Origin of the sequence: Sphingomonas sp. BE123, assembly GCF_031456015.1 — a bacterium.
Lineage (GTDB): Bacteria > Pseudomonadota > Alphaproteobacteria > Sphingomonadales > Sphingomonadaceae > Sphingomonas.
In genome coordinates, this window is sequence record NZ_JAVDTW010000001.1 from 40,240 (window position 1) to 60,030 (window position 19,791).

The 19,791-nt window shown below is 67.6% G+C and carries 15 protein-coding genes; 2 read left to right on the top strand and 13 right to left on the bottom strand.

Annotation, left to right across the window (positions count from 1 at the left end; translation table 11 throughout):
- Positions 1-26: 26 nt before the first annotated feature.
- The 8 genes from J2Y54_RS00150 to J2Y54_RS00185 are packed head-to-tail and all read right to left on the bottom strand — an operon-like array spanning position 27 to position 9,766.
- Complete coding sequence (locus J2Y54_RS00150; RefSeq protein WP_310035952.1) at positions 27-2,333, bottom strand: 2-hydroxyacyl-CoA dehydratase family protein; 2,307 nt, start codon at positions 2,331-2,333, stop codon at positions 27-29.
- Positions 2,333-3,580 carry a CaiB/BaiF CoA-transferase family protein gene (locus J2Y54_RS00155; RefSeq protein WP_310035953.1) on the bottom strand — a complete coding sequence of 416 codons (1,248 nt, stop codon included), beginning with the start codon at positions 3,578-3,580 and terminating at the stop codon, positions 2,333-2,335. The genes J2Y54_RS00150 and J2Y54_RS00155 overlap by 1 nt, the downstream gene beginning before the upstream one ends.
- Positions 3,577-4,746 carry a CaiB/BaiF CoA-transferase family protein gene (locus tag J2Y54_RS00160; RefSeq protein WP_310035954.1) on the bottom strand — a complete coding sequence of 390 codons (1,170 nt, stop codon included), beginning with the start codon at positions 4,744-4,746 and terminating at the stop codon, positions 3,577-3,579. The genes J2Y54_RS00155 and J2Y54_RS00160 overlap by 4 nt, the downstream gene beginning before the upstream one ends.
- Entirely contained in the window at positions 4,743-5,705 is a 963-nt protein-coding gene (locus J2Y54_RS00165) for a CoA transferase (RefSeq protein WP_310035955.1), read from the bottom strand. Before J2Y54_RS00165 ends, J2Y54_RS00160 begins: the two co-directional genes overlap by 4 nt.
- Positions 5,702-6,895, bottom strand: a complete 1,194-nt coding sequence (locus J2Y54_RS00170) for a CoA transferase (RefSeq protein WP_310035957.1) — start codon at positions 6,893-6,895, stop codon at positions 5,702-5,704. The genes J2Y54_RS00165 and J2Y54_RS00170 overlap by 4 nt, the downstream gene beginning before the upstream one ends.
- Positions 6,892-7,932 (bottom strand): TRAP transporter substrate-binding protein DctP, encoded by a 1,041-nt coding sequence (gene dctP, locus J2Y54_RS00175; protein ID WP_310035958.1) that lies wholly within the window; start codon positions 7,930-7,932, stop codon positions 6,892-6,894. Before dctP ends, J2Y54_RS00170 begins: the two co-directional genes overlap by 4 nt.
- Before the next feature lie 3 nt (positions 7,933-7,935).
- A complete protein-coding gene (locus J2Y54_RS00180) occupies positions 7,936-9,240 on the bottom strand; it encodes a TRAP transporter large permease (RefSeq protein WP_310035960.1) in 1,305 nt (434 codons plus the stop codon).
- Positions 9,230-9,766 carry a TRAP transporter small permease subunit gene (locus tag J2Y54_RS00185; RefSeq protein WP_310035961.1) on the bottom strand — a complete coding sequence of 179 codons (537 nt, stop codon included), beginning with the start codon at positions 9,764-9,766 and terminating at the stop codon, positions 9,230-9,232. The genes J2Y54_RS00180 and J2Y54_RS00185 overlap by 11 nt, the downstream gene beginning before the upstream one ends.
- Positions 9,767-9,891: 125 nt before the next feature.
- Between J2Y54_RS00185 and J2Y54_RS00190 the strand changes: the two genes are divergently transcribed.
- Entirely contained in the window at positions 9,892-10,371 is a 480-nt protein-coding gene (locus J2Y54_RS00190; RefSeq protein WP_310035962.1) for a MarR family transcriptional regulator, read from the top strand.
- A 43-nt stretch (positions 10,372-10,414) separates the two neighbouring features.
- On the opposite strand, the gene J2Y54_RS00195 is transcribed toward J2Y54_RS00190, so the two are convergent.
- Positions 10,415-13,111 carry a TonB-dependent receptor domain-containing protein gene (locus J2Y54_RS00195; RefSeq protein ID WP_310035964.1) on the bottom strand — a complete coding sequence of 899 codons (2,697 nt, stop codon included), beginning with the start codon at positions 13,109-13,111 and terminating at the stop codon, positions 10,415-10,417.
- A gap of 135 nt (positions 13,112-13,246) precedes the next feature.
- Between J2Y54_RS00195 and J2Y54_RS00200 the strand changes: the two genes are divergently transcribed.
- Positions 13,247-13,699 carry a MarR family transcriptional regulator gene (locus tag J2Y54_RS00200; protein WP_310035965.1) on the top strand — a complete coding sequence of 151 codons (453 nt, stop codon included), beginning with the start codon at positions 13,247-13,249 and terminating at the stop codon, positions 13,697-13,699.
- Here the strand turns inward: J2Y54_RS00200 and J2Y54_RS00205 are convergent.
- The 4 genes from J2Y54_RS00205 to J2Y54_RS00220 form a co-directional block, all read right to left on the bottom strand.
- Positions 13,696-15,783 carry an acetate--CoA ligase family protein gene (locus J2Y54_RS00205; RefSeq protein WP_310035966.1) on the bottom strand — a complete coding sequence of 696 codons (2,088 nt, stop codon included), beginning with the start codon at positions 15,781-15,783 and terminating at the stop codon, positions 13,696-13,698. The genes J2Y54_RS00200 and J2Y54_RS00205 overlap by 4 nt on opposite strands.
- A gap of 155 nt (positions 15,784-15,938) precedes the next feature.
- Entirely contained in the window at positions 15,939-16,775 is an 837-nt protein-coding gene (locus tag J2Y54_RS00210) for a p-hydroxycinnamoyl CoA hydratase/lyase (protein ID WP_310035967.1), read from the bottom strand.
- 142 nt (positions 16,776-16,917) lie between these two features.
- The gene (locus J2Y54_RS00215) at positions 16,918-18,342 is read right to left on the bottom strand and encodes an aldehyde dehydrogenase (RefSeq protein ID WP_310035968.1); all 1,425 of its coding nucleotides are present in this window, start codon (positions 18,340-18,342) and stop codon (positions 16,918-16,920) included.
- 136 nt (positions 18,343-18,478) lie between these two features.
- Complete coding sequence (locus J2Y54_RS00220; protein WP_310035970.1) at positions 18,479-19,786, bottom strand: MFS transporter; 1,308 nt, start codon at positions 19,784-19,786, stop codon at positions 18,479-18,481.
- Positions 19,787-19,791 lie beyond the last annotated feature (5 nt).

The following is a 19,791-nucleotide window of genomic DNA, read 5'->3' on the forward strand; positions in this document are numbered from 1 at the left end:
ACCCGCCCGTTGCCCGCTGGCAAGCCTCAGCCGCGCCGTGCGGCATAGGCGCTGACCGGCCCCTCCAGAAACGCTGCGATCTGGCGGTCCACCGCCTCGCCATCGCTCGCCTCGCGGTTGTAATTATCGAGGTCGAGGCTCAGCACCGGCACCCCCGCCCGGCGCAGCGCGCGCAGCACGAACGGGTCGGCATCGCTCAGCGCCACCGCGCCGTCGACCGCGTGGCTTTCCGCCTCGCGGACATGCCACGCCCCGGCCCAGGTCGGCATACGCAGCTCGTCGCCCATCGTCACGAAGCGGGCGGCGAGCGCACGCAGCGGGTCCTGGCCGGGGGCGGTGCGGCGGATATAGCCGTCGGCGGCAAGCGCGAGGTACATCGACCACACGAACACCGCGCCGTGGCTCTGCTCCCAGCGCTGGGTAAAGCCCATGTCGCTCCACATGCCGCGCCCGACCCACATCAGCCGCAGCTTCTCGTTCGCGCAGGCGGCCTCGCCTGCGTCGTGCCGTGCCTTCACCTCGTGGTAGAAGTCCCGCGCCGCGTCGCGCGCCCAGATCGTCCCGCGATGCCATTGCGGCACCATCGTCGCGGGCATGGTGTCGCTGATCGACACCGGGGCGGGGTGGGCGCCGGCAATCAGGTCGCGCGTTTTGCGGTAATAATCTTCCTGCTCGTTCACCAGGTCCATGATCTGCGCAAAGCGGTCCGCGTCGAAACGGCGATCGGTGCGCGCTTCGATCCGCGCGATCACCGCGCGCAGTTCGGCGGTCATCAGGTCGAGCCGTTCGGGCTCGATCGCGCTGTCCCAATCGTCGTGGAGCCGGTCCCACCAGTCGATCGGGAAGTCGATGCGGCTTTCGATGCTGCGTTCGAACAGGAACGGCTCCGCGCCCGTCTCGCGCGCCCAGTGATCGAAGATGCGCGGCGTTGCGTCGGTGCCGATCGGGGCCTGAACAAAGGCCGGGCGGGGCAGGCCGCCCCATGGCGCCTGTTCCGGGTCGGCGTCGAACATCGCGGCAATGCCTTGCGCGCTATAGGCCTCGGCATCGCTGGGATAGCCATGATCGCGCAGCAGCTGGAAATAGCGTGGCGATTGCTGCTTGGCCGCGACGATCGACGCCCACCATTGGTTGACAACGAACGGTACGTCCATCGCACGCAGGATTTCCTGCGGCGAATTGGCGTTGACGATCGCGAGTGGCGCGCCCGCTGCGACCGCATCCCGCACGCTCTTGAACCAGTCGCGCTGATACGCGCCGAAGCTGGCGATCGAGGCCAGCGACTTGCGGCTGCGGCGGCCCTCTGGCGCGCGCGGGGCGGGGCGGGGCGCGTCGGAGGTCGGGGCAGGGGGCGGCGGTGCGCCGATCCGCTCGACCGCGAACCCGGCGGCTGTGAGCGTGCGCGCGAAATAGCCTGCATCCCAGGCGGTTGCTTCGTCGCCGACGGATTCGACGATCACCGCGCGCGCGATACCCACTGCCGTCATGCGCGCAATCACGGCGGCGGCGCGGTCCTCGGCCGGGACAAGCTTTCGCGGGACGAGGCGCATCGGATCGTGCAGGCCGGCGAGCGTCTCGGGACTGTCGGCCCAGCCAGCGACCAGCGGATCGCCCCAGTCCTGATCGTCCGCTTTTGCATCAAGGCCACGTGCGGCAAGGTCGCGGGCGCGGGCGGTCGAGAAATGCGGGGAGCCAAGGACGAACACCGGTTCGCCACTGGACTCGCCAGAACCCTGCCCGACCAGCTCCAGCCATTCGGCAGGCGGAAGCGCATATGCCGCACCGATCGCCGCGATCCGCAACACACCCGACAGGTGCCGCATCGCCGCCGGGCGTGCGCGCTCCTCGGTGGCGCATGCAGCCAGAGCATCGGGATCGACCCCGCCCAGCCAATCGACAAGCTGGCCAATCCGCGCGGCATTATAGGCGCGACTGGACTCGCGCGGCTGGTGGCCGATGTCGAGCATATGGATCGGACGCTCGGCGATATCGCCAGCGCGGATCAGGTCGCGCACCGTCGCGAACAGCTGTGGCAGCTCGCTATCGGCATGGGTGAACAGCAGCGGGGTGCCGCGCGTATCCCCGACGATCTGCTGCAGCAGCGACCGGCCGCGCTGCGACAGCGTGCCGTCGCCCGCCAGCATATCGGCATCGGGCGTCGGGCCGGGGCGGGGGACCATGCGGACCGGCGCACGACCGGCGGCGCGGAGCAGCGCATAGGGTGCGTCCTGCCCCAGCACCCGGATCACCGGCTGCCCCTCGGATCGCAGCTGCTCGGCAACCGCGCCGGGATCGTCGCACGCCGCGATCAGCCGTGCCGCTGCATCCGGCATCAGATCACGCCCCGTTCGCGCAACGCCGCGATGCGTTCGGCATCATAGCCCAGCGTCGCGGTCAGCACGCGGTCATTATGCTCGCCGACCTGGATGGGCGTCACATCGTCGAACCCGGTATCGGCGTCGGAAAACACGATCGGGATACCGGCGGTGCGCAGATCGACCTGCGATCCGTAATTTGGGTGCGCGACCGGCACCGCTTCGTGCCGCGCGACCACGCGCGGGTCGCCCAGTGCGTCCTCGGGATGGCGGACGGGCGCGACGGGCACACCCTCCGCCTCCAGTGCGGCGACCACATCTTCGACCCGGTGCTGACGCGACCAGCCATTGATCGTTTCCTCCAGCACCACCGCATTGGCAACGCGGCTGTCGCGATTGGCGAAGCGCGGGTCGTCCGACAGCTCGGGCCGCCCCATCGCGCGGAACAGGCCCTGTGCCAACTTCTCATGCACCGCCACCACCGCGACATAACCATTGGCGCATTCGAACACGCCGAACGGCGAGAGGCGCTGCACGGTCAGGCCGGTGCGCGCCTGCATCCCCGCCGCCGCCATTGCCGACCAGTTCTCGATCGCGACGAAGCTGGTGAGCGCGCCGAGCATCGACACATCGATATGTTGGCCGACCCCGGTGCGGTGGCGCTGTTCGAGCGCGGAGAGGATTCCGATCACCGAAAATACCGGCGCGAGCATGTCGGCGATCGGAATGCCGATGCGCACCGGCGGCTCGCCCGGCCCGCCGCTGGCATACATCGCGCCCGACAGCGCCTGGATGATGATGTCCATTGCCTTGCCTCCTTCCGGCGCGGTCGCGCCGAAGCCGGACAGCGAGCAATAGATGATGCGCGGATTGGCGGCCTTGGCGGCCTCATAGCCCACGCCGAGCCGGTCGGCGGTGCCGGCGGTGAAATTCTCGACCACGATGTCGGCGGTGCGGACAAGGTCGAGGAACACCTCCTTCGCCTCGGGCGATTTGAGGTTGAGCGACACGCCCAGCTTGCCGCGCGCGCGGGTGAGGTGGCTGATCGACACATCGTCGTCATGCTTGCGCTCGACGGTGATGCCGTCGCGGCCGACATAGGGGCTGTTGTCGCGTGCGAGATCGCCGCCCTTGGGATCCTCGACCTTGATCACCTCCGCACCAAGCCCGGCGAGCAACAGGGTCGCATAGGGTCCGGCAAGCGCGCGGGTCAGGTCAATGACGCGCAGCCCTTCAAGCGGGCGTTCGCGGGTGGCTTCGGTCACGGGAGTTGTCCTTCAAGTGCAGCGGCCTGCGCCGCGGTGTAGCCAAGGGTCGCCAGCACCTCCGCCGTGTCGGCACCCGCGGGGCGGGCGACAGCGGCGGGGCGGGCGGGGGTGTCGGACAGGCGGATCGGACAGCCGGTGTGGCGCACCGTCCCGCCGCCGGGCGCGGGGAGATCGAGGATCATGCCGCGCGCGTGATTGTGTTCGTTCTCCATCGCTTCCGCGACCGTCAGGATCGGCGCAAACTGGGTCCCTGCCGCGTCGAGGATGGCGAGCCATTCGGCGCGCGGCTTGGTCGCCATCACCTGCGCGATGCGGTTCTTCATCGCGGGCCAGTTGGCGCGATCCATCTGCTTGTCCGCCAGATCGGGCAGGCCGATGGTCTCGACGAAGCTGCGCCAGTAGCGCGGCTCCATGTCGGTCGTGACCAGCCACTCACCATCGGCGCAGCGCCAGATCCCGCTATCGGCGCGGTGCATCCCCTTGGGCGGTGCCTTCGACAGGTCCGGGTTGCGCGACAGGATGTTGCCGATCAGCGCGAGCGAGGCGTCGGACATCGCGATGTCGACCTGTTGCCCCTTGCCCGTCGTCGCGCGTGCGATGACGGCGGCGAGGATGCCGATGACGGCGTTGGAACCGCTCAGCAGGTCCGCGACCGGCACGCCGGGAAAGGCCGGGCGGTCGGGGTCTCCGCCCATCCGCGACAAGGCCCCGGCAATCGCGAGCGCGACCGGATCATGGCCGGGCTTGCGCGCATAGGGTCCGGTCTGGCCGCACAGCGTGACCGAGCAATAGATCAGCCGCTTGTTGCGCGCCGCCATCTCCGGCCAGCCATAGCCCATGCTCGCCATCACGCCGGGGCGGTAATCCTCGACCAAGATGTCGGCCTGATCGATCAGCTTGAGGATCGCCTCGCGGCCGTCGTCGCTGCCGGGATCGATCAGCACGCTCTTTTTGCCGCGCGCGAGGATGTCGTGCGCGCGCAGCCGGGCATTCTCCTCGTCGCTGAGCTTGTCCCAGCCGAACACCTTGCGCTGCTTGGCCAGTTCGCGCGGGTTTTCGATGCGGATCACCTCCGCCCCCAGATCGGCGAGCAGCCAGGTGCAATAGGGGCCGGGCAGGAACTTGCTGAAGTCGACGACCTTAAGGCCTGTGAGCGCCGTCATTGGCCGTCCTCCAGCGACGACACCCACAGCCTGCCGGGCAGCTTTACGCCATCGACATCGCGCCAGAGCCCGCGTGCGGCGAGGTGGTCGCTCGTCAGCGCATCTGCGGGCGTATCGATCCACGACAGGCCGAGCCCGTTGGCCTGCGACATCGCGCCAAGCTCGGCGCGGGTGTGCGTGCGGAAGAAGGCTTCAACCACCGCCTCCCACGCCAGCAGCGTCTCGCGCGGCATGTCGGCGACCAGGATCGCGTCCCAATCAACATCGGCGAGCGGCCCGGCGGCGTCGCCCATGACCTTGACGATGCTGCGCATCATCGGCGGATTGTCGACCAGCGCCCAGGTGACGAACCCGTCGGCGCAGGGCCAGATCTGCCGCACCCCGGACTTGCCACGGATCAGCAGATTGCCGGTGCGGTTGCCGACGCGCCCGGTCCATTGCCAGGTCAGCGGCTCGCGATAATTGGCGAGCACGGCGGATTGATAGGCGGATATTTCGACCAACTGGCCCTTGCCGCTCGCCGCGCGGGCGTGGAGCGCGGTCAGCGCGCCGATCACCGCCTGGATTCCGGCAAGCGCATAGGCCTGTTCGCCCGGCAGCGTCAGCGGCGCGCGATCCGGGTCGCCGATGATGGTCATCAGGCCGGACCGCGCCATCAACGTCAGATCGGTCTCGGGCCGCCCGTCATTGGGTCCGCCGGGCAGGAACGGCGCGACGACCACGTCGATCAGCTTCGGGTTGGCGGCGGCGAGCGCGTCATGGTCGCGGCCCGGATTGCGGAACAGGATGTCGGCGGTCGCCAGCAGACCCTCGGTGTCGCCGATCGCCTTGCCATGGTCCCATGCCGCGTCGCCGGGTTCGGCCCGCACGACGTGCGCGCCCAGTTCGGCGAGCATCCGCCCGGCGAGTTCGCCAAGCCCCTCGGCCGGGTCGACAATGGTAAGGTGGGCGAGCATCATGCGAGCGCTCCCGCGTCGGTGAGGTCGCGGACCTCGGCCTCGCTCATGCCGAGCAGCTCCACGAACACCGCATGGTTATGCTCGCCCAGATTGGGCGGCGCGCCGACGCGGATCGCGCTGTCGGAGAACCGCAAAGGCGGGCCGGGGATTTCGGTGTCGCCAAGTTTGCTGTGCGTGACCGGGCGGTAATGGCCGCGTTCGATCAGCTCGGGATCGGTGAAGACGTCGCGGCCGTCATTGACCGGCTCGGCGGGAATGCCGAGCGCGGCGAGCCGGTCGGCTAGCACGCGCTTGTCCTGTCCGCGCGTCCACTCTGACAGCGCGGCGTCGAGATCGTCTTCATGCGCCTTGCGTCCGGCGAGCGTGGCGAAGCGCGGGTCGGCGATCCCCGCTGCCTGCGCCAGCGCCGCCCATTCGGCATCGTCGCGCACCGCGATCGCCACCCATTGATCGACCCCACGCGCGGGATAGGCACCCTGCGGCGCGCGCTGGGGTGAGCGGTTGCCGGGCTTTCCCCCGCCGCCGGTCTGCTCCGCCACAAACCGGTCGGCCATGACATGGATCAGCGGCTCGGTCTGGCTGATGTCGATCAGCTGCCCCTCGCCGGTCCTGCGGCGATGCTCGAGCGCGGCGAGCGTCGCGACGGTGGCAAACATCGGCGCGACCACATCGCCATAAGCAAACGGTGCCATGTGCGGATCGCGATCGGGCCAGCCCGACAGCGCCGCCATCCCCGACAGCGCCCCCGCCGAATTGCCATAGCCGCGCATCGTCCCGAGCGGCCCCTTGCGCCCGGCAACGCTCACGCTGATCTGGATGACGGCGGGGTTGATTGCCCTCAGCGTATCGAAGCTGAGGCCAATCCGGTCCATATAGCCATGGCTGAAATTCTCGACCACGATATCGGCCCACGCGACCAGCTTCTTCGCAACCGCGATCCCGCGCGGATCATTCAGGTTGATCGTCACCCCCAGCTTGCTGGTGTTGGTGATCGCGAAAAAGGTCGAGGCATCGGGATCGCGCCCGCCACCGGCGAAGGGCGGGGACAGACGGCCAAGGTCGAGCCGCTTGCGCGACTCGATCTTGATCACCGTCGCACCCATATCCGCCAGATCCTTGGTCGCACGCGGCCCCGCACCGACCCAGGAGAAATCGGCGACCCTGACGCCGTCGAGGGGAAGGTTGCTCATCGTGCGGCCACCTTTGCGTCGCAGCGGATCTCGCCCCCGGCGATCAGCCGTTGCGCTTCTTCATAGATCGGCACCGCATCGATCCCGATCTTGCCCAGCCGCTCGGCCTGGATCCGCGCATCCTTGTTGTAGAGCGCATCGAACGCGCGCTGTTCCTGCGCGGGGATGCTGGAGAAGGTGATGCCTTCCTTCTTCCCGTAATCGATCCCCGCCTGCTCGGCCTTGAGCAGCTGGCGGTTCAGCGCTTCCTCCCACACCTTGCGCCCCTCGGTCAGGATTGCCCGCAGGTCGGGCGGGAGCGTCCGCCAGGTCTTGTCCGACATCGCGCGCGCCGGGTACGCGCCGCGGCTGAAGCGGATCGTCGTGAAATGCTTCGCCACCTCGGCGAAATGCAGGCTGCGGATCGTGTCGGCGGGGGCGACGACGCCGTCGATCACGCCCTTGGCGAGCGCCGAATAGACTTCGCCCATCGGCATGTTGACCGGGTCCGCGCCGAGCTGCTTGAGGATGTCGACCGCATCGCTCTGCGCGCGCAGGCGCAGCCCCTTGAAGTCGGCAAGGCTGCGGATCGGCCGGTCGCGCGTCAGCACGCCGGGAAAATTGCCGCCCTGCACCGCGAGGACATGCAGCCCGTGCAGCTCTTTCTCGAAATGCGGGAACCGGTCGGCCAGGCAGTCATAGACCGCGACCTGATCGGTGATCGTGCGCACCCCGCCATAATAGGCGGCCTGCCCGCGCAGCAGATGCGCGCCGCCCTTGGAGTAAATCGGCGTGATCAGCCCGATATCGGCAACCCCGTGACGCACCTCCTCCATGCTCATGTCGGATGAGATCAGCGCGCCCGACCAGAACGGCTTGAACGCGATGCGCCCGCCGCTCTTGGCTTCGACCCATTTCATCCACTCCTCATCGGCCCGGCCGAACGGGTGGGTGGGGGTATAGGGGCTGGCATAGGTCAGCACATGCTCGGCGCTCGGCTGCGGCGCGACGCTGCATCCGGCGAGCGCGAGCGCGGCGAGGATCATGGGCACACGCATCGGTCAGGCTCCCATCACGCTGGGCAGCCACAGCGTCACCACCGGAAAGGCGATGATCATGGCAAGGTGGAAGAAATCGGCGATCAGGAACGGCACGATCCCGCGGAAAATCTGCCCCAGCGGAATGTCCTTGCCGATCGCCTGGATGACATAGACGTTGAGCCCGAGCGGCGGGTGGACGAAGCCGATCTCCATCGTGCGGACGAGGAAGATGCCGAACCAGATCGGGCTGTAGCCCAGCTCGAGCACGATCGGCAGGAAGATCGGCGTGGTCAGCAGCATCAGCGCCAGGCCATCGAGGAACGATCCCAGGACCAGCAGCATCAGCGCGATGACGATCACGACGATGACCGGGCTCGCATCCATCGCGCGCACCGTGGTCGACATCAGGTCCGCGATCCCGGTCACGCTGATAAAGGTCGCGAACAGGATCGCGCCGAAGATGATCAGGTAGATCATGCCGGTCGTGGACAGCGTCTTGGCGAAGCTGTCGGCAATCGCCGAGCGGTTGAACGCCCCGCGCAGGCCGATGAGGATGAAGGCGACGATGACGCCCACCGACGCGGCCTCGGTCGGGGTGAACCACCCGATCATCAGCCCGCCGATCACGAACACGACCAGCACGAGAATGTCGAGGATGCCGAGCAATCCGCGCATTCGCTCGCCCCAGCCGACGCGCACCGACCGCGGACCCAGCTCGGGCTTGAACCAGCACAGGACCGCGATGGCGATCATGTAGAACAGCGCCTGGCTGAACCCGGGGATGATCGCGGCGGTGAACAGCCGGCCGATCGAGACTTCGGCGATGATGCCGAACACGATCAGCGCGCCCGAAGGCGGGATCAGCGCGCCGAGCGTGCCGCCAGCGGCCAGCGCCCCGGCGGCGAAACCGGGATTATAGCCCGCGCGCCGCATCTCGGGCAGTGCGGCGGAGCCGACGGTGGCAACGGTGGCGAGGCTGGACCCGCTGATCGCGCCGAAGCCGGCACAGCCCGCGATGGACGCGAGGCCGAGGCCGCCGCGGCGATGCCCGACGAAGCGCGCGGCGACATCGAAAAAGTCCCGGCTCGCCCCGGCGGCGAAGCACAGATGCGCCATCAGCAGGAACAGCGGGAGGACGCCCAGCTCATATTTCTGCGCGACCTCGAACACCACCACGCCCGCCTTGACCAGCGCAGCTTCGGGCGAGAGCATCACCATCAGCCCGACCACGCCGGTGAGCGCCAGGCTGACGCCGATCGGCACGCCCAGCGTGAGCAGGCCGAGCAGCGCGAGAATGCCGATCAGGCCGATCAGCTCAGGCGCCATGACCGGCCTCCGGCGTCGAACGCGTAAAGGCGTGGCGGACGAACAGGATCGCGACGGACAGCAGGGCGACGATCATCAGCACGCGGAACCAGCGCAGCGGGATATGCAGCAGCTCCGACCGCTCATGCCCGGCCCACAAGTCACCGAGCAGGATTAGCGACCCCGCCGCCAGCAGCAGCACCGCGAGCGCGCCAAGCAGGTTGGCGACCCGCGCCAGCATCGCGCGGCGGGCAGGGGACAGGCGGTCGGTCAGGATATGCACCGCGGCATGGCCGCTCGACAGCGTCACGGCGACCATCGACGACGCGGCGATGAACACGATTGCCGCCTGCACGATCTCGATCGCGCCGAGCAGCGCGAACCCGGTGTGGCGGCCCAGCACCGCGATCGAATCCGCCGCGGTCGCCAGCAACAGGCCGGCCGATCCGATATAGAACGCCGTCTTGCCCGCGATCCCCGTCACCGGGGCGGGGGGCGGTTCCTCGTCGTGCAGCGGCGCTGCGGCTTCGGTCACCGGGTCGGACACGCTTTGCCTCTCCTGATTGACAGCCTCTCGCTGGGGCGGTCTAACTGAATGGTAGGATCAAAACCGTAGATATTTTCAACCATCTGTCAATTGCACGAATTGCGATGGGCGACAAGGGGACGCATGTGACGGAGCTGCAGTCGAAAACGGCGGACGAAATGAGCGAGGGCGGGCTGAAGCTCGGTCGGCTGGGCGACTATGTCGGCTTTCGCATGCGCCGCGTCCAGAACCAGCTGTCGGCCGACTTCGCAGCGGAGAGCGCGCATTACGGTATCCGCGCCGGCCTGTTTTCCTCGCTCGCGCTGATCGAGGCCAATCCGGGGCTGTCGCAGCAGCAATTGTCGAGCACCGTCGGCCTCGACAAATCGATCACCGTGCAGATCGTGGACGAACTGGAAAAGCGCGGCTGGGCCAAGCGCGAGCGCTCGACCGTAGACCGCCGCCGTCACGCGCTGACGATCCAGCCCGAGGGCAAGAAGACGCTCGATGATCTGTTCAGCATCATGAAGGGGGTCGAGGCCGAGGTACTGGCCCAGCTCAGCCCCGAAGAGCGCCCGATCTTCGACGCCGCGCTCGACCGGATGTACGCCGTCTTCCATCGCTGAACGCAGGCGTCCGGGGGCAGCATAGGCTACCCCCGGCACCCGCTTACATCCGGAAACGCACCGACGCGGCGAGGACGCGTCCGATCGGGTTGGCTGCCGACGGATCGTAACCGCCGCCACCGTTCAGACCCGGCGCCACATTGACGTAAGGCGGCTGGAGATCGAACAGGTTGCGGACCTCCAGGCCCAGCTCGACCCCGCCAAACACCGACTTCGCGCCCATTTCACCCAGGTTCCAGCTGACCGCCAGGTCGATCGGCGTATAGCTCGTCACCTTCTGGTTCGGGTTGATCGCGGTGTTGGTATAGCCGCCGACATGGGTCGCGGTCAGCTGCACCCGCATCGGCTCGTAATCCCACACCACGCTGCCGCGCGCCTTGAACTTGAGCGGGTTGTAGATGGTGTTGAGCCGGCTGCGCGGCGTGCCGGCGGGCGACACGGCGGTCTCGTAGTGGAAGAGATATGCGCCCGACGCGTTGAAGTTGAACGTGCCGGCGCGCTCGGTCGGCACCCGCCAGTTGACGACGAAGTCCATGCCGCGCGTGGTCGACTGGCCAAGATTGTTGTTCCGGCCATCGACGAACAGCGTCACGTTATTGGGGTCGCCGCCGGGGAAAGTGCCGCGCGCCAGCGTCACGCCCTGCGACAGCAGTTGCAGCACGCGATCGCGCGCCGCCGTGCCGCGCAGGATGATGCCCGTCCCGGCGAATTCGGATTCGCGCGACAGGATGGCGAGGTCGGCGAGGTAGCTGTCGACCTGGTTGATGTACTTCACGTCCCAATAGGTCGCGCTCACCCGCAAATTGGACGTGACGTCCCAGTCGGCACCGACCGACCAGGTCGTCGCCTCTTCCGGTGCAAGGTTGGTGTTCGGCCCCGAATAGGCAAAGCCCGTCAGCGGCGCCCCGCCCGCCGGATTCTGGTAGGTCTGGCCGAACAGATTGTTGCTGTTGCCGTAGATCTGCGAAATCAGCGGCGCGCGGAACGACGTGCCATAGCTGCCGCGCAGGACCAGCCCGCGCACCGGCGACCAGTTGACGCCGAATTTCGGATTGGTCGTCTCGCCCACGTCCGAATATTTGTCGTACCGGACCGCGGCATTGATCTCGAGCCGCTCGAACCCCGGCGTCGCGTTGCCCGCCCCGAACACCGGTACCAGCAGCTCGGCATAGGCCGAATCGACCCGGCGGGTGAAGCGGCGGAAGGTGACCGGCGTGCCCGCCGCGCCGCGCGCCGAACCCAGCCGCGTTTCGATTTCCTGCCCTTCATAGCCCGCAGCCAGCTTCACGCTGCCACCCGGCAGATCGACGATCGACCCGTTGAGCCGGGCTTCATAGCCGTTGAAGTCGTTGAGCGTCGGCGAAAGGGTGAGGAAGTTGCTGATCGCCAGCAGCGTCGCGCTCGAGGTACGGCCAAGGCCATAGGGATCGAACGCGGTCGCCGGGTTGCTGCTCGCAAGCGCGGCATTGAGCGCACTCGCATTGAGCCCGCGCACCTGATCCGACTGGTCGTTGCCGCGACCATAGGTGAACAGCCCTTCCAGCTCCCAGTCGCCCGGCAGCTTGAAGCGTACCCCCGGCGTCACCTGCCAGTTGGTGGCCGACCCGCGCGAAACGTCGCGCGGCAGGTCGTTGCGGAAATTATAGTCGATCGTATAGCTGGTGCCGGTAAAACCGGTCGGACGCACGAACCAGGCATTGGTCTGCGGCACGGTCAGCGTCGAGCTGAAATACGCCGGAAGCCGCTCATATTCGCGCTTGCTGTAAAAGCCGTCGGCGAACACCGTGAACCAGTCGGTGACCTCGAACGTCGCGGTGCCGTTGACCGAGTTGTAGCGCTGTTGCGGGAACAGATCCTGCCCGATCAGGTCGTCGCAGCGGTTGGTCGTCCCGGCGACCAGGTTGCCGACATTGGCCGCAGTCAGCTGGCCCGGCATCGCATAGGATAGGCCGCCGGCGCGCAGCGTGCCCGGGGCACAGCGCGTCACGCTATAGTCGTTGCCACCAAAGCCGCGCTGGTCGGAGCGGAAGAACGGGCGGTCGTCGCCGCTCAGGTTCGAGCGGTAGGAATGTTCATAGGCCAGCATGACCTGGCCGCGGTCCCACACTTTGCCGACAGCCACGCCGAACTGATATTCGTTGAAATCGGCGCCCCAGCCGCCGCGCGCGCTTGCCTCGACCCCGTCAAGCGTGCGGCGCGGGATCAGGTTGACGACCCCGGCGATCGCGTCGGAGCCATAGATTGCCGATGCGCCGTCCGCGACCACTTCGACCCGCTCGAGGCCCAGCGTCGGGATGACTGACGGCTCGAACGCGCGGCTGTTGTTCACCGCGCGATGGCCATCGACCAGGATCAGCGTCGCATACGGGCCGATGCCGCGCAGGTTGATCGTGTTGCCATAGGTGATGTTGCCGCTGCCACCGCTCTGGCCGCGCGAGTTTTCGCTGACGCCCAGGTCCAGCACCTGCGGGATCTGCTGGATCAGCCGGTCGGTGCTCAGTGCACCCGATGCGACGATGTCCTCGCGGTCGACCGCGATCACGGTCGAACCGACCGGGGCCGCGCCGCGCAGGCGGCTGCCGGTTACGACGATTTCGGATCCGGTTTCGCTTGCGCTTTCGGTTTCCGGTCCGGCGGTGTCCGGATCCTGGCTCGGGCTGGCCAGCGCGGCCCCCTCCGTCGCCAGCAGGATCGCCAGCGCGCTCGTCGCGCAGCGCAGATGTCGCCCAATTCCAGCCATCGCATCCTCCCATCGATTTATCGGTCGTGTTCGACTCAAATAGATATGAACACAAACAATCCGTATCGTCAACAGTAACCGGGTGGCCTCACGGGCAGATTGACGCAGCACTGAAAATCGTGCTCTCGCAACGCCATGACTGGGGAACAGGAACAGGTCGGCGCGCTGGGGCCGTTGGTCGGCTATCATCTGCGTCGCGCCTTCGGGGCGTTTGCGGCGGATTTTGCCAGCGCGATGGAAGGCACCGGCATGCGCCAGGTGCTGGTCGGGATCCTCGCGGTCGTTTCGGGCAGCCCGGGAATCAATCAGGGCGCGGTCGGCCGCGTGCTCGGGATCAAGCGCGCCAACATGGTTTCGCTGATCAACGAACTGGTCGACATGAAGCTGATCGAACGGGTCGTCGATCCCGGCGATCGCCGCGCCTTTGCGCTGACGCTGACCGACGCCGGTGCGCGCATGCTCGCCGACTGTCTCGCCCGGATCGAGGCGCATGAGCGCGCGATGCTGGCGGGCTTCAGCGATGCCGAGCGCGCAACATTGCTGGAATTGCTGGGCCGGATCGAACGGCGCGACCCGGCGGCGGGTTAATCCGCCAGGATCAGCGCGTCGAGCGCCACCACGCCTTCGCCCTTCGGATAGACCACCACCGGGTTGAGATCGATCTCGCGGATCGCCGGCGTCCCCGCCAGCACGCGGCCGAGCCCGGCGATCAGCCGCGCCACCGCATCGACATCCAGCGCGGGCGACCCGCGATAGCCGTCGAGCAACGCACCCTGTTTGAGCGCGCGCAGCTCCGCGACGATCGCATCATGGGTCAGGTCATGTGGCAGCAGCCGGACGTCGTGCAGCAATTCGGCGGTCACCCCGCCGAACCCGGCCAGGATCACCGGCCCCCATTCGGGGTCGTTGCGCGCGCCGATGATCAGCTCGACCCCGCGCTTGCCCATCGCCTCGACCTGCGCGCCGTCGAGCGCGATGGTCGCATCATAGGCGGCGACGTTACCGTACAGCCGCTCCCATGCCGCATCGAGCGCGGCATCATCGGCGATGTTCAGGATCACGCCGCCCGCATCGCTCTTGTGGCTGAGCGCGGCGGACTGCGCCTTGATCGCGACCGGATAGCCGATGCGCGCCGCAATCGCCTTGGCCGCGCCCGCGCTGGCGGCAAAGCCACCGGCGGGGAAGGGGATGCCGACCGGCGCGAGCAGCTGCTTGGCGCGATATTCGGGGATCACGCCCGACGGCAGGTCGAGTGCGACCGGCGCGGCATCCGCCGTCGCGAAATCGCGCTCCGCCAGCTGGCCCAGATGCCGCAACGCACGGAATGCGCGGTCCGGGGAGGGGAAGTAGGGCACGCCGATCGCGCGCAACTGCGCGATATATTCCGCCGGCACCTCCGCCCCGTCGTCGATGCCCGCAAAGATCACCGGCTTTTCCGGATTCAGCGCAGTCACCGCATCGATGATCGCCGGAAACTTGCGCGCGCAGGTCGCCGGGTCGGTCTGAATGATCCCGAACACCAACGCCGCGAAATTATCGTCCGCCAGCAACGGGATTAGCGTGCGGCGATACAGGTCCGGATCGACCAGCGCCTGCGCGGTCAGGTCCATTGGGTTGGACACCGGGATGAAGTCGGGGATCGATGCGCGCATCGCCTCCGCCGTCGCGCCATCCATCGCGGGCAGGGCAAGGCCAATGCGTTCGGCAAGGTCGAGCGTCAGCGCCTTGAACGCCCCGCTCTCGGTCAGCACCGCCGTCCCGCCGCGCCGCACCGGCTTGGCGCGCACCGCGAGTTCGACCACATCGCCTAGCGCTTCGAGGCTGTCGACCAGCACGACGCCGGCGCGCTCGACCTTCGCCTTCATCAACTGCCAGTCGCCCGCCATCGCGCCGGTATGCGTCGCCGCACTCTCACGCGCCGCCGACGACGTGCCGGGGTGGAGCAGGACGATATGCTTGCCCGCCGCGCGCGCCTGTTCGGCCAGCGCGAGGAACCGGGCGGGCTTGCGGAATTGCTCGACAATCATCGCGATTGCGGGGGTGGCGGGGTCGTTCAGCAGATGCGCGACATAATCCTCGACGCCCGACGCGGCTTCGTTACCGGTCGATACCGACACGGTGATCCCCAGCCCCTTGGCCATCAGCGTGGTGCCGAGCACCACCGCCATCGCGCCCGACTGGCTGACGATGCCGACTGCGGGCTTCCCCGCCAGGTCCAGCACCGGTGTCTCGACAAAGGTCAGCGGCACGCCGGCGGCATAGTTGACCATGCCAAGGCAATTCGGCCCCTCGACCACCATGCCATGTTCGGCGGCGATGCGCGCGACCTCGGCCTGCGCGGCCAGACCTTCCTCGCCCCCCTCGGCAAAGCCCGCCGAAAAGATGATCGCCGCGCCCACGCCGCGCGCCGCCAGCGCCTGCACTGCGCCCAGCACCGCCGGTCCCGGGATCGCCAGCACCGCCGCGTCGACTCCGTGCGGCAGTTCGTCGATCGACTTGAGGCACGGCCGCCCGTCGATCGTGTCGCGCTTGGGGTTGATCAGGTGGATGTCGCCCGCATAACCATGCCGCTCAAGGTTGCGCAGCACCGAGTTACCCAGCGCGCCGGGCGTGGGCGACGCGCCGACGATCACGACCGAACGCGGGGAGAGCAGGCGGGAAAGATCGGGCATTGTTCGTCCTTAAATCCTCCCCGGAACGGGGAGGGGGACCATCCGCAGGATGGTGGAGGGGGCCCGAGGCAAGGGGCGCCCGTTGCCTCGGGCCCCCTCCACCACGCCGCTTCGCGTCGCGGTCCCCCTCCCCGTTCCGGGGAGGATTTACTTGTTCAAGCCTTCACGCGGTCTTTGTCATACGCGCCCAGGCCCGGCTTGTAGCTCTTTTCGTCGATGAACTGGCGAATGCCTTCCTTGCGACCTTCATTGTCGTAGCTGTTCGCCGCTTCCTGCGCGCGGATCAGATAATCCTCGGCCTCGTCATAGGTCATCACCCCGACGCGGCGCACCGCATCCTTGGTCGCCTTGAGCGCGACTGGGTTCTTGCCCAGCAGCACCGTCGCCACCTCGGTCACGCGATCCTTGAGCGACTCCAGCGGCAGCGCTTCGTTGACCAGGCCCCATTCGGCCGCGGTCTTGCCGTCGATATTCTCGCCCATCATCGCATGGTACATCGCCTTGCGGAACGGCAGCAGCTCGGTCGCGACCTTGGTCGCACCGCCGCCGGGCAGGATGCCCCAGTTGATCTCGGACAGGCCGAACTTGGCTTCTTCAGCGGCAAAGGCGAGGTCGCATGCGAACAACGGGCCATAGCCGCCGCCAAAGCACCAGCCATTGACCATCGCGATCGTCGGCTTCTGGTACCAGCGCAGGCGCCGCCACCAGCCATAGCTTTCGCGCTGCGCCTTGCGCGTGCCCTGCAGCCCCTGCGCTTCGGTCTCGCGGAAATATTCCTTGAGGTCCATCCCCGCAGTCCACGCCGGGCCTTCGCCCGACAGCACCAGCACGCCGACATCGTCGCGGAACTCGAGCGTGTCGAGCACCTCCATCATGTCGCGGTTCAGCGTCGGGCTCATCGCGTTGCGCTTGTCGGGACGGTTGAACCGCACCCAGGCAATCCCGTTTTCGACATCATAGGCGACGACGCCGTTGGCACTCAATTCGGTCATGCTTCTTCCTTCACTCCCCTCCCTGCAAGGGAGGGGCTGGGGGTGGGTGCGCCACCGCAGAGTGGCGCTTGGTTCGGCCGGAGCAGGCTCGCTGACGCTCGCACCCACCCCCGACCCCTCCCTTGCAGGGAGGGGAGTTTGTTCAGATCGGATAATGGCCCGGCTGGGTCTCGATCGTGATCCAGCGCAGTTCGGTGAAACTGTCGATGCCCGCCTTGCCGCCAAAGCGGCCGTAACCCGACGCCTTGACCCCGCCGAACGGCATCTGCGCCTCGTCATGCACGGTCGGGCCGTTGACGTGGCAGATGCCCGACTTGATCTGCTTCGCGACGTTCAGGCCGCGCGCGGTGTCGCGGGTGAACACCGAAGCCGACAGGCCATATTCGGTGTCGTTGGCCAGCTCGATCGCATGAGCCTCGTCGCGCGCGCGGATCACGCCGACGACCGGGCCAAAGCTCTCGTCGCGGAACAGCTTCATGTCGGGCGTCACATGATCGATGACATGCGCGGGCATCAGCACGCCGTTGGCGTCGCCGCCATTCACCTGCACCGCGCCGTGCGACACCGCGTCGGCGATCAGCGCCTTGCAGTGATCGACGGTCTTCTGGTCGACTACCGCGCCCAGCGGGGTCTTGCCCTCGCGCGGGTCACCGACTGCCATCGCGCCGACCTTCGCCGCAAATTTGCGCACGAACGCGTCGGCGATGCTGTCGACGACGATGATCCGCTCGGTCGACATGCAAATCTGGCCCTGATTCATGAACGCGCCGAACGCCGCCGCCTTGACCGCCTCGTCAAGGTCGGCGTCCTCCAGCACGATCAGCGGCGCCTTGCCGCCCAGCTCGAGCAGGACGGGCTTCAGATGCTCGGCCGCGCGCTTGGCGATGATCCGGCCGACCGCGGTCGATCCGGTAAAGTTGATGCGGCGCACATGCGGGTTGTCGATCAGCGCACCGACGATCTCCGGCGCATCGGCCGGGGCGTTGGTGACGATGCTGACCGCACCCTTTGGCAGCGCCTCGTCAAACGCTTCGGCGATCAGGCTGTGGGTGCGCGGGCATTGTTCGCTCGCCTTGAGCACCACGGTATTGCCGCATGCCAGCGGCACCGCGACCGCGCGCACGCCCAGAATGATCGGTGCGTTCCACGGCGCGATGCCCAGCATCACCCCGACCGGCTCACGCAGCGCCATCGCGATGCAGCCGGGCTTGTCGGACGGGATCACTTCGCCGCCGATCTGGGTGGTCAGCGCCGCTGCCTCACGCACCATGCCGACCGCCAGCATCAGGTTGAAACGCGCCCAGCCTTCAGTCGCGCCGATTTCGCCCATCATCGCGTCGACGAACTGATCGGCCTTCGCTGCCAGCGCATCGGCGGCCTTGTTCAGCGCCGCGCGGCGGGCATTGGGGCCAAGCGCCGACCAGCCGGGAAAGGCGGCGGCGGCGGCTTCGACCGCCGCATCGGCGTCGGCGACGCTGAATGCCTTCGCCTCGGTCGCGACGGCGCCGGTAACCGGGTTCAGACGGGTAAAGGTGACGCCGGGAGCCGGCGGTGCGATGGTGGCCATGAACCTCTCCTTTATATTGTTATGCTTTATAACCTAAGCGTCGGTCGCGCAAGCGTCATCCGACACGGCGAGCGGTCTGCTCGCACGGTGCGGTCACCTGCTGTCGAGCCGCGCCGGTGCGCGGTGACCCGGCCCGCTAGACCGGCGCCTTCCATCCGCGCAGCGCCAGCAGCGCAACCGCCGCCACGATCGAACCGAGGCTCATCAGAACCGCCACGATCGGCAGCCCGTAACCAGCCGCGAACAGGAAGCCGGCAAGCGCCGGGGCCAGCGCCGATCCGCCGCGTCCGACTCCGATGACGAAGCCGGTGGCGCTGGCGCGAACCCCGGTGGGGAAGGATTGGGCGACCAGCGCATAGAGGCCGACCACGCCGGCATTGGTGGCAAAGCCCGCCGCTGCCGCGACCAGCGACAGCCCCGCCAGGTCGCTCTGCCCCTGTCCGAACAGGATGATCAACGCGGTCGACAACAGCATCGCGACGATGGTCAGCGCGAGCAGCCGGATCTTGCCGGTCAGCAGGCCCAGGATCAGCGATCCGGTGGCGCCGCCAATGCTCGCCCAGACCAGCACGCCCGCCGCCTCGGGCGGCGGGAAGCCCATGTCGACCACGATCTTCGGGATCCACTTCAGGATGAAGTAGAAGGTCATGATATGCGCCAGATAGGCGAGCGTCAGCAGGATCGTCGGGCGGATCAGGCCGGGCGAGAACAGGTCCACCAGCGGTGCCTTGCGCGTCGCTGCCGCCTCGGGCTCGGGCAATGCGTCGATCGGCGGATGGCCCATGCGGGCGAGGTTGGCGTTGATCCGCTCCAGCGCATTGGGCGCGCGCTTGTGCATCAGGAATGCGACCGATTCCGGCGCGCGCCACAGCACCAGCGGCACGAACAGGATCGAACACACCGCACCGAACACGAACACCGCGCGCCAGTCATACAGCGACAGCAACACGGCCGAGATCGACCCGCCGATGATCGTGCCGACCGGATAGCCCGCCGCCATCAGCACCACTGCCAGCGAGCGGTGCTTGGCATTCGCCGCCTCGGCCACCGCTGCATTGGTCGCTGCCAGCATCCCGCCGATGCCAAGCCCGGTCAGCACGCGCCAGATCATCAGCGTGTAGACATCGTGCGCGGTCGCTGCCCCCAGCATCCCGACGGTCATGATGGCCAGGCACGACAGGATCGTTGCGCGCCGCCCGATCCGGTCGGCAATCCCGCCCAGGAACAGCGACCCGATCGCCATCCCGACCAGCTCCATCGACAGGACAATGCCGAGCTGCGCGCGGTCGATGCCCCAATCGGAGGCAATTCCCGGGGAAGCAAAGCTGATCGACAGCACGTCGAACCCGTCGAGCGCGTTGAGCCCGACCATCGTTGCGACCACGCCCCATTGGAAGCGGGACATCGGTGCCTGATCGATTAGCGCCCGTGGATCGGTAGCCATTTCCC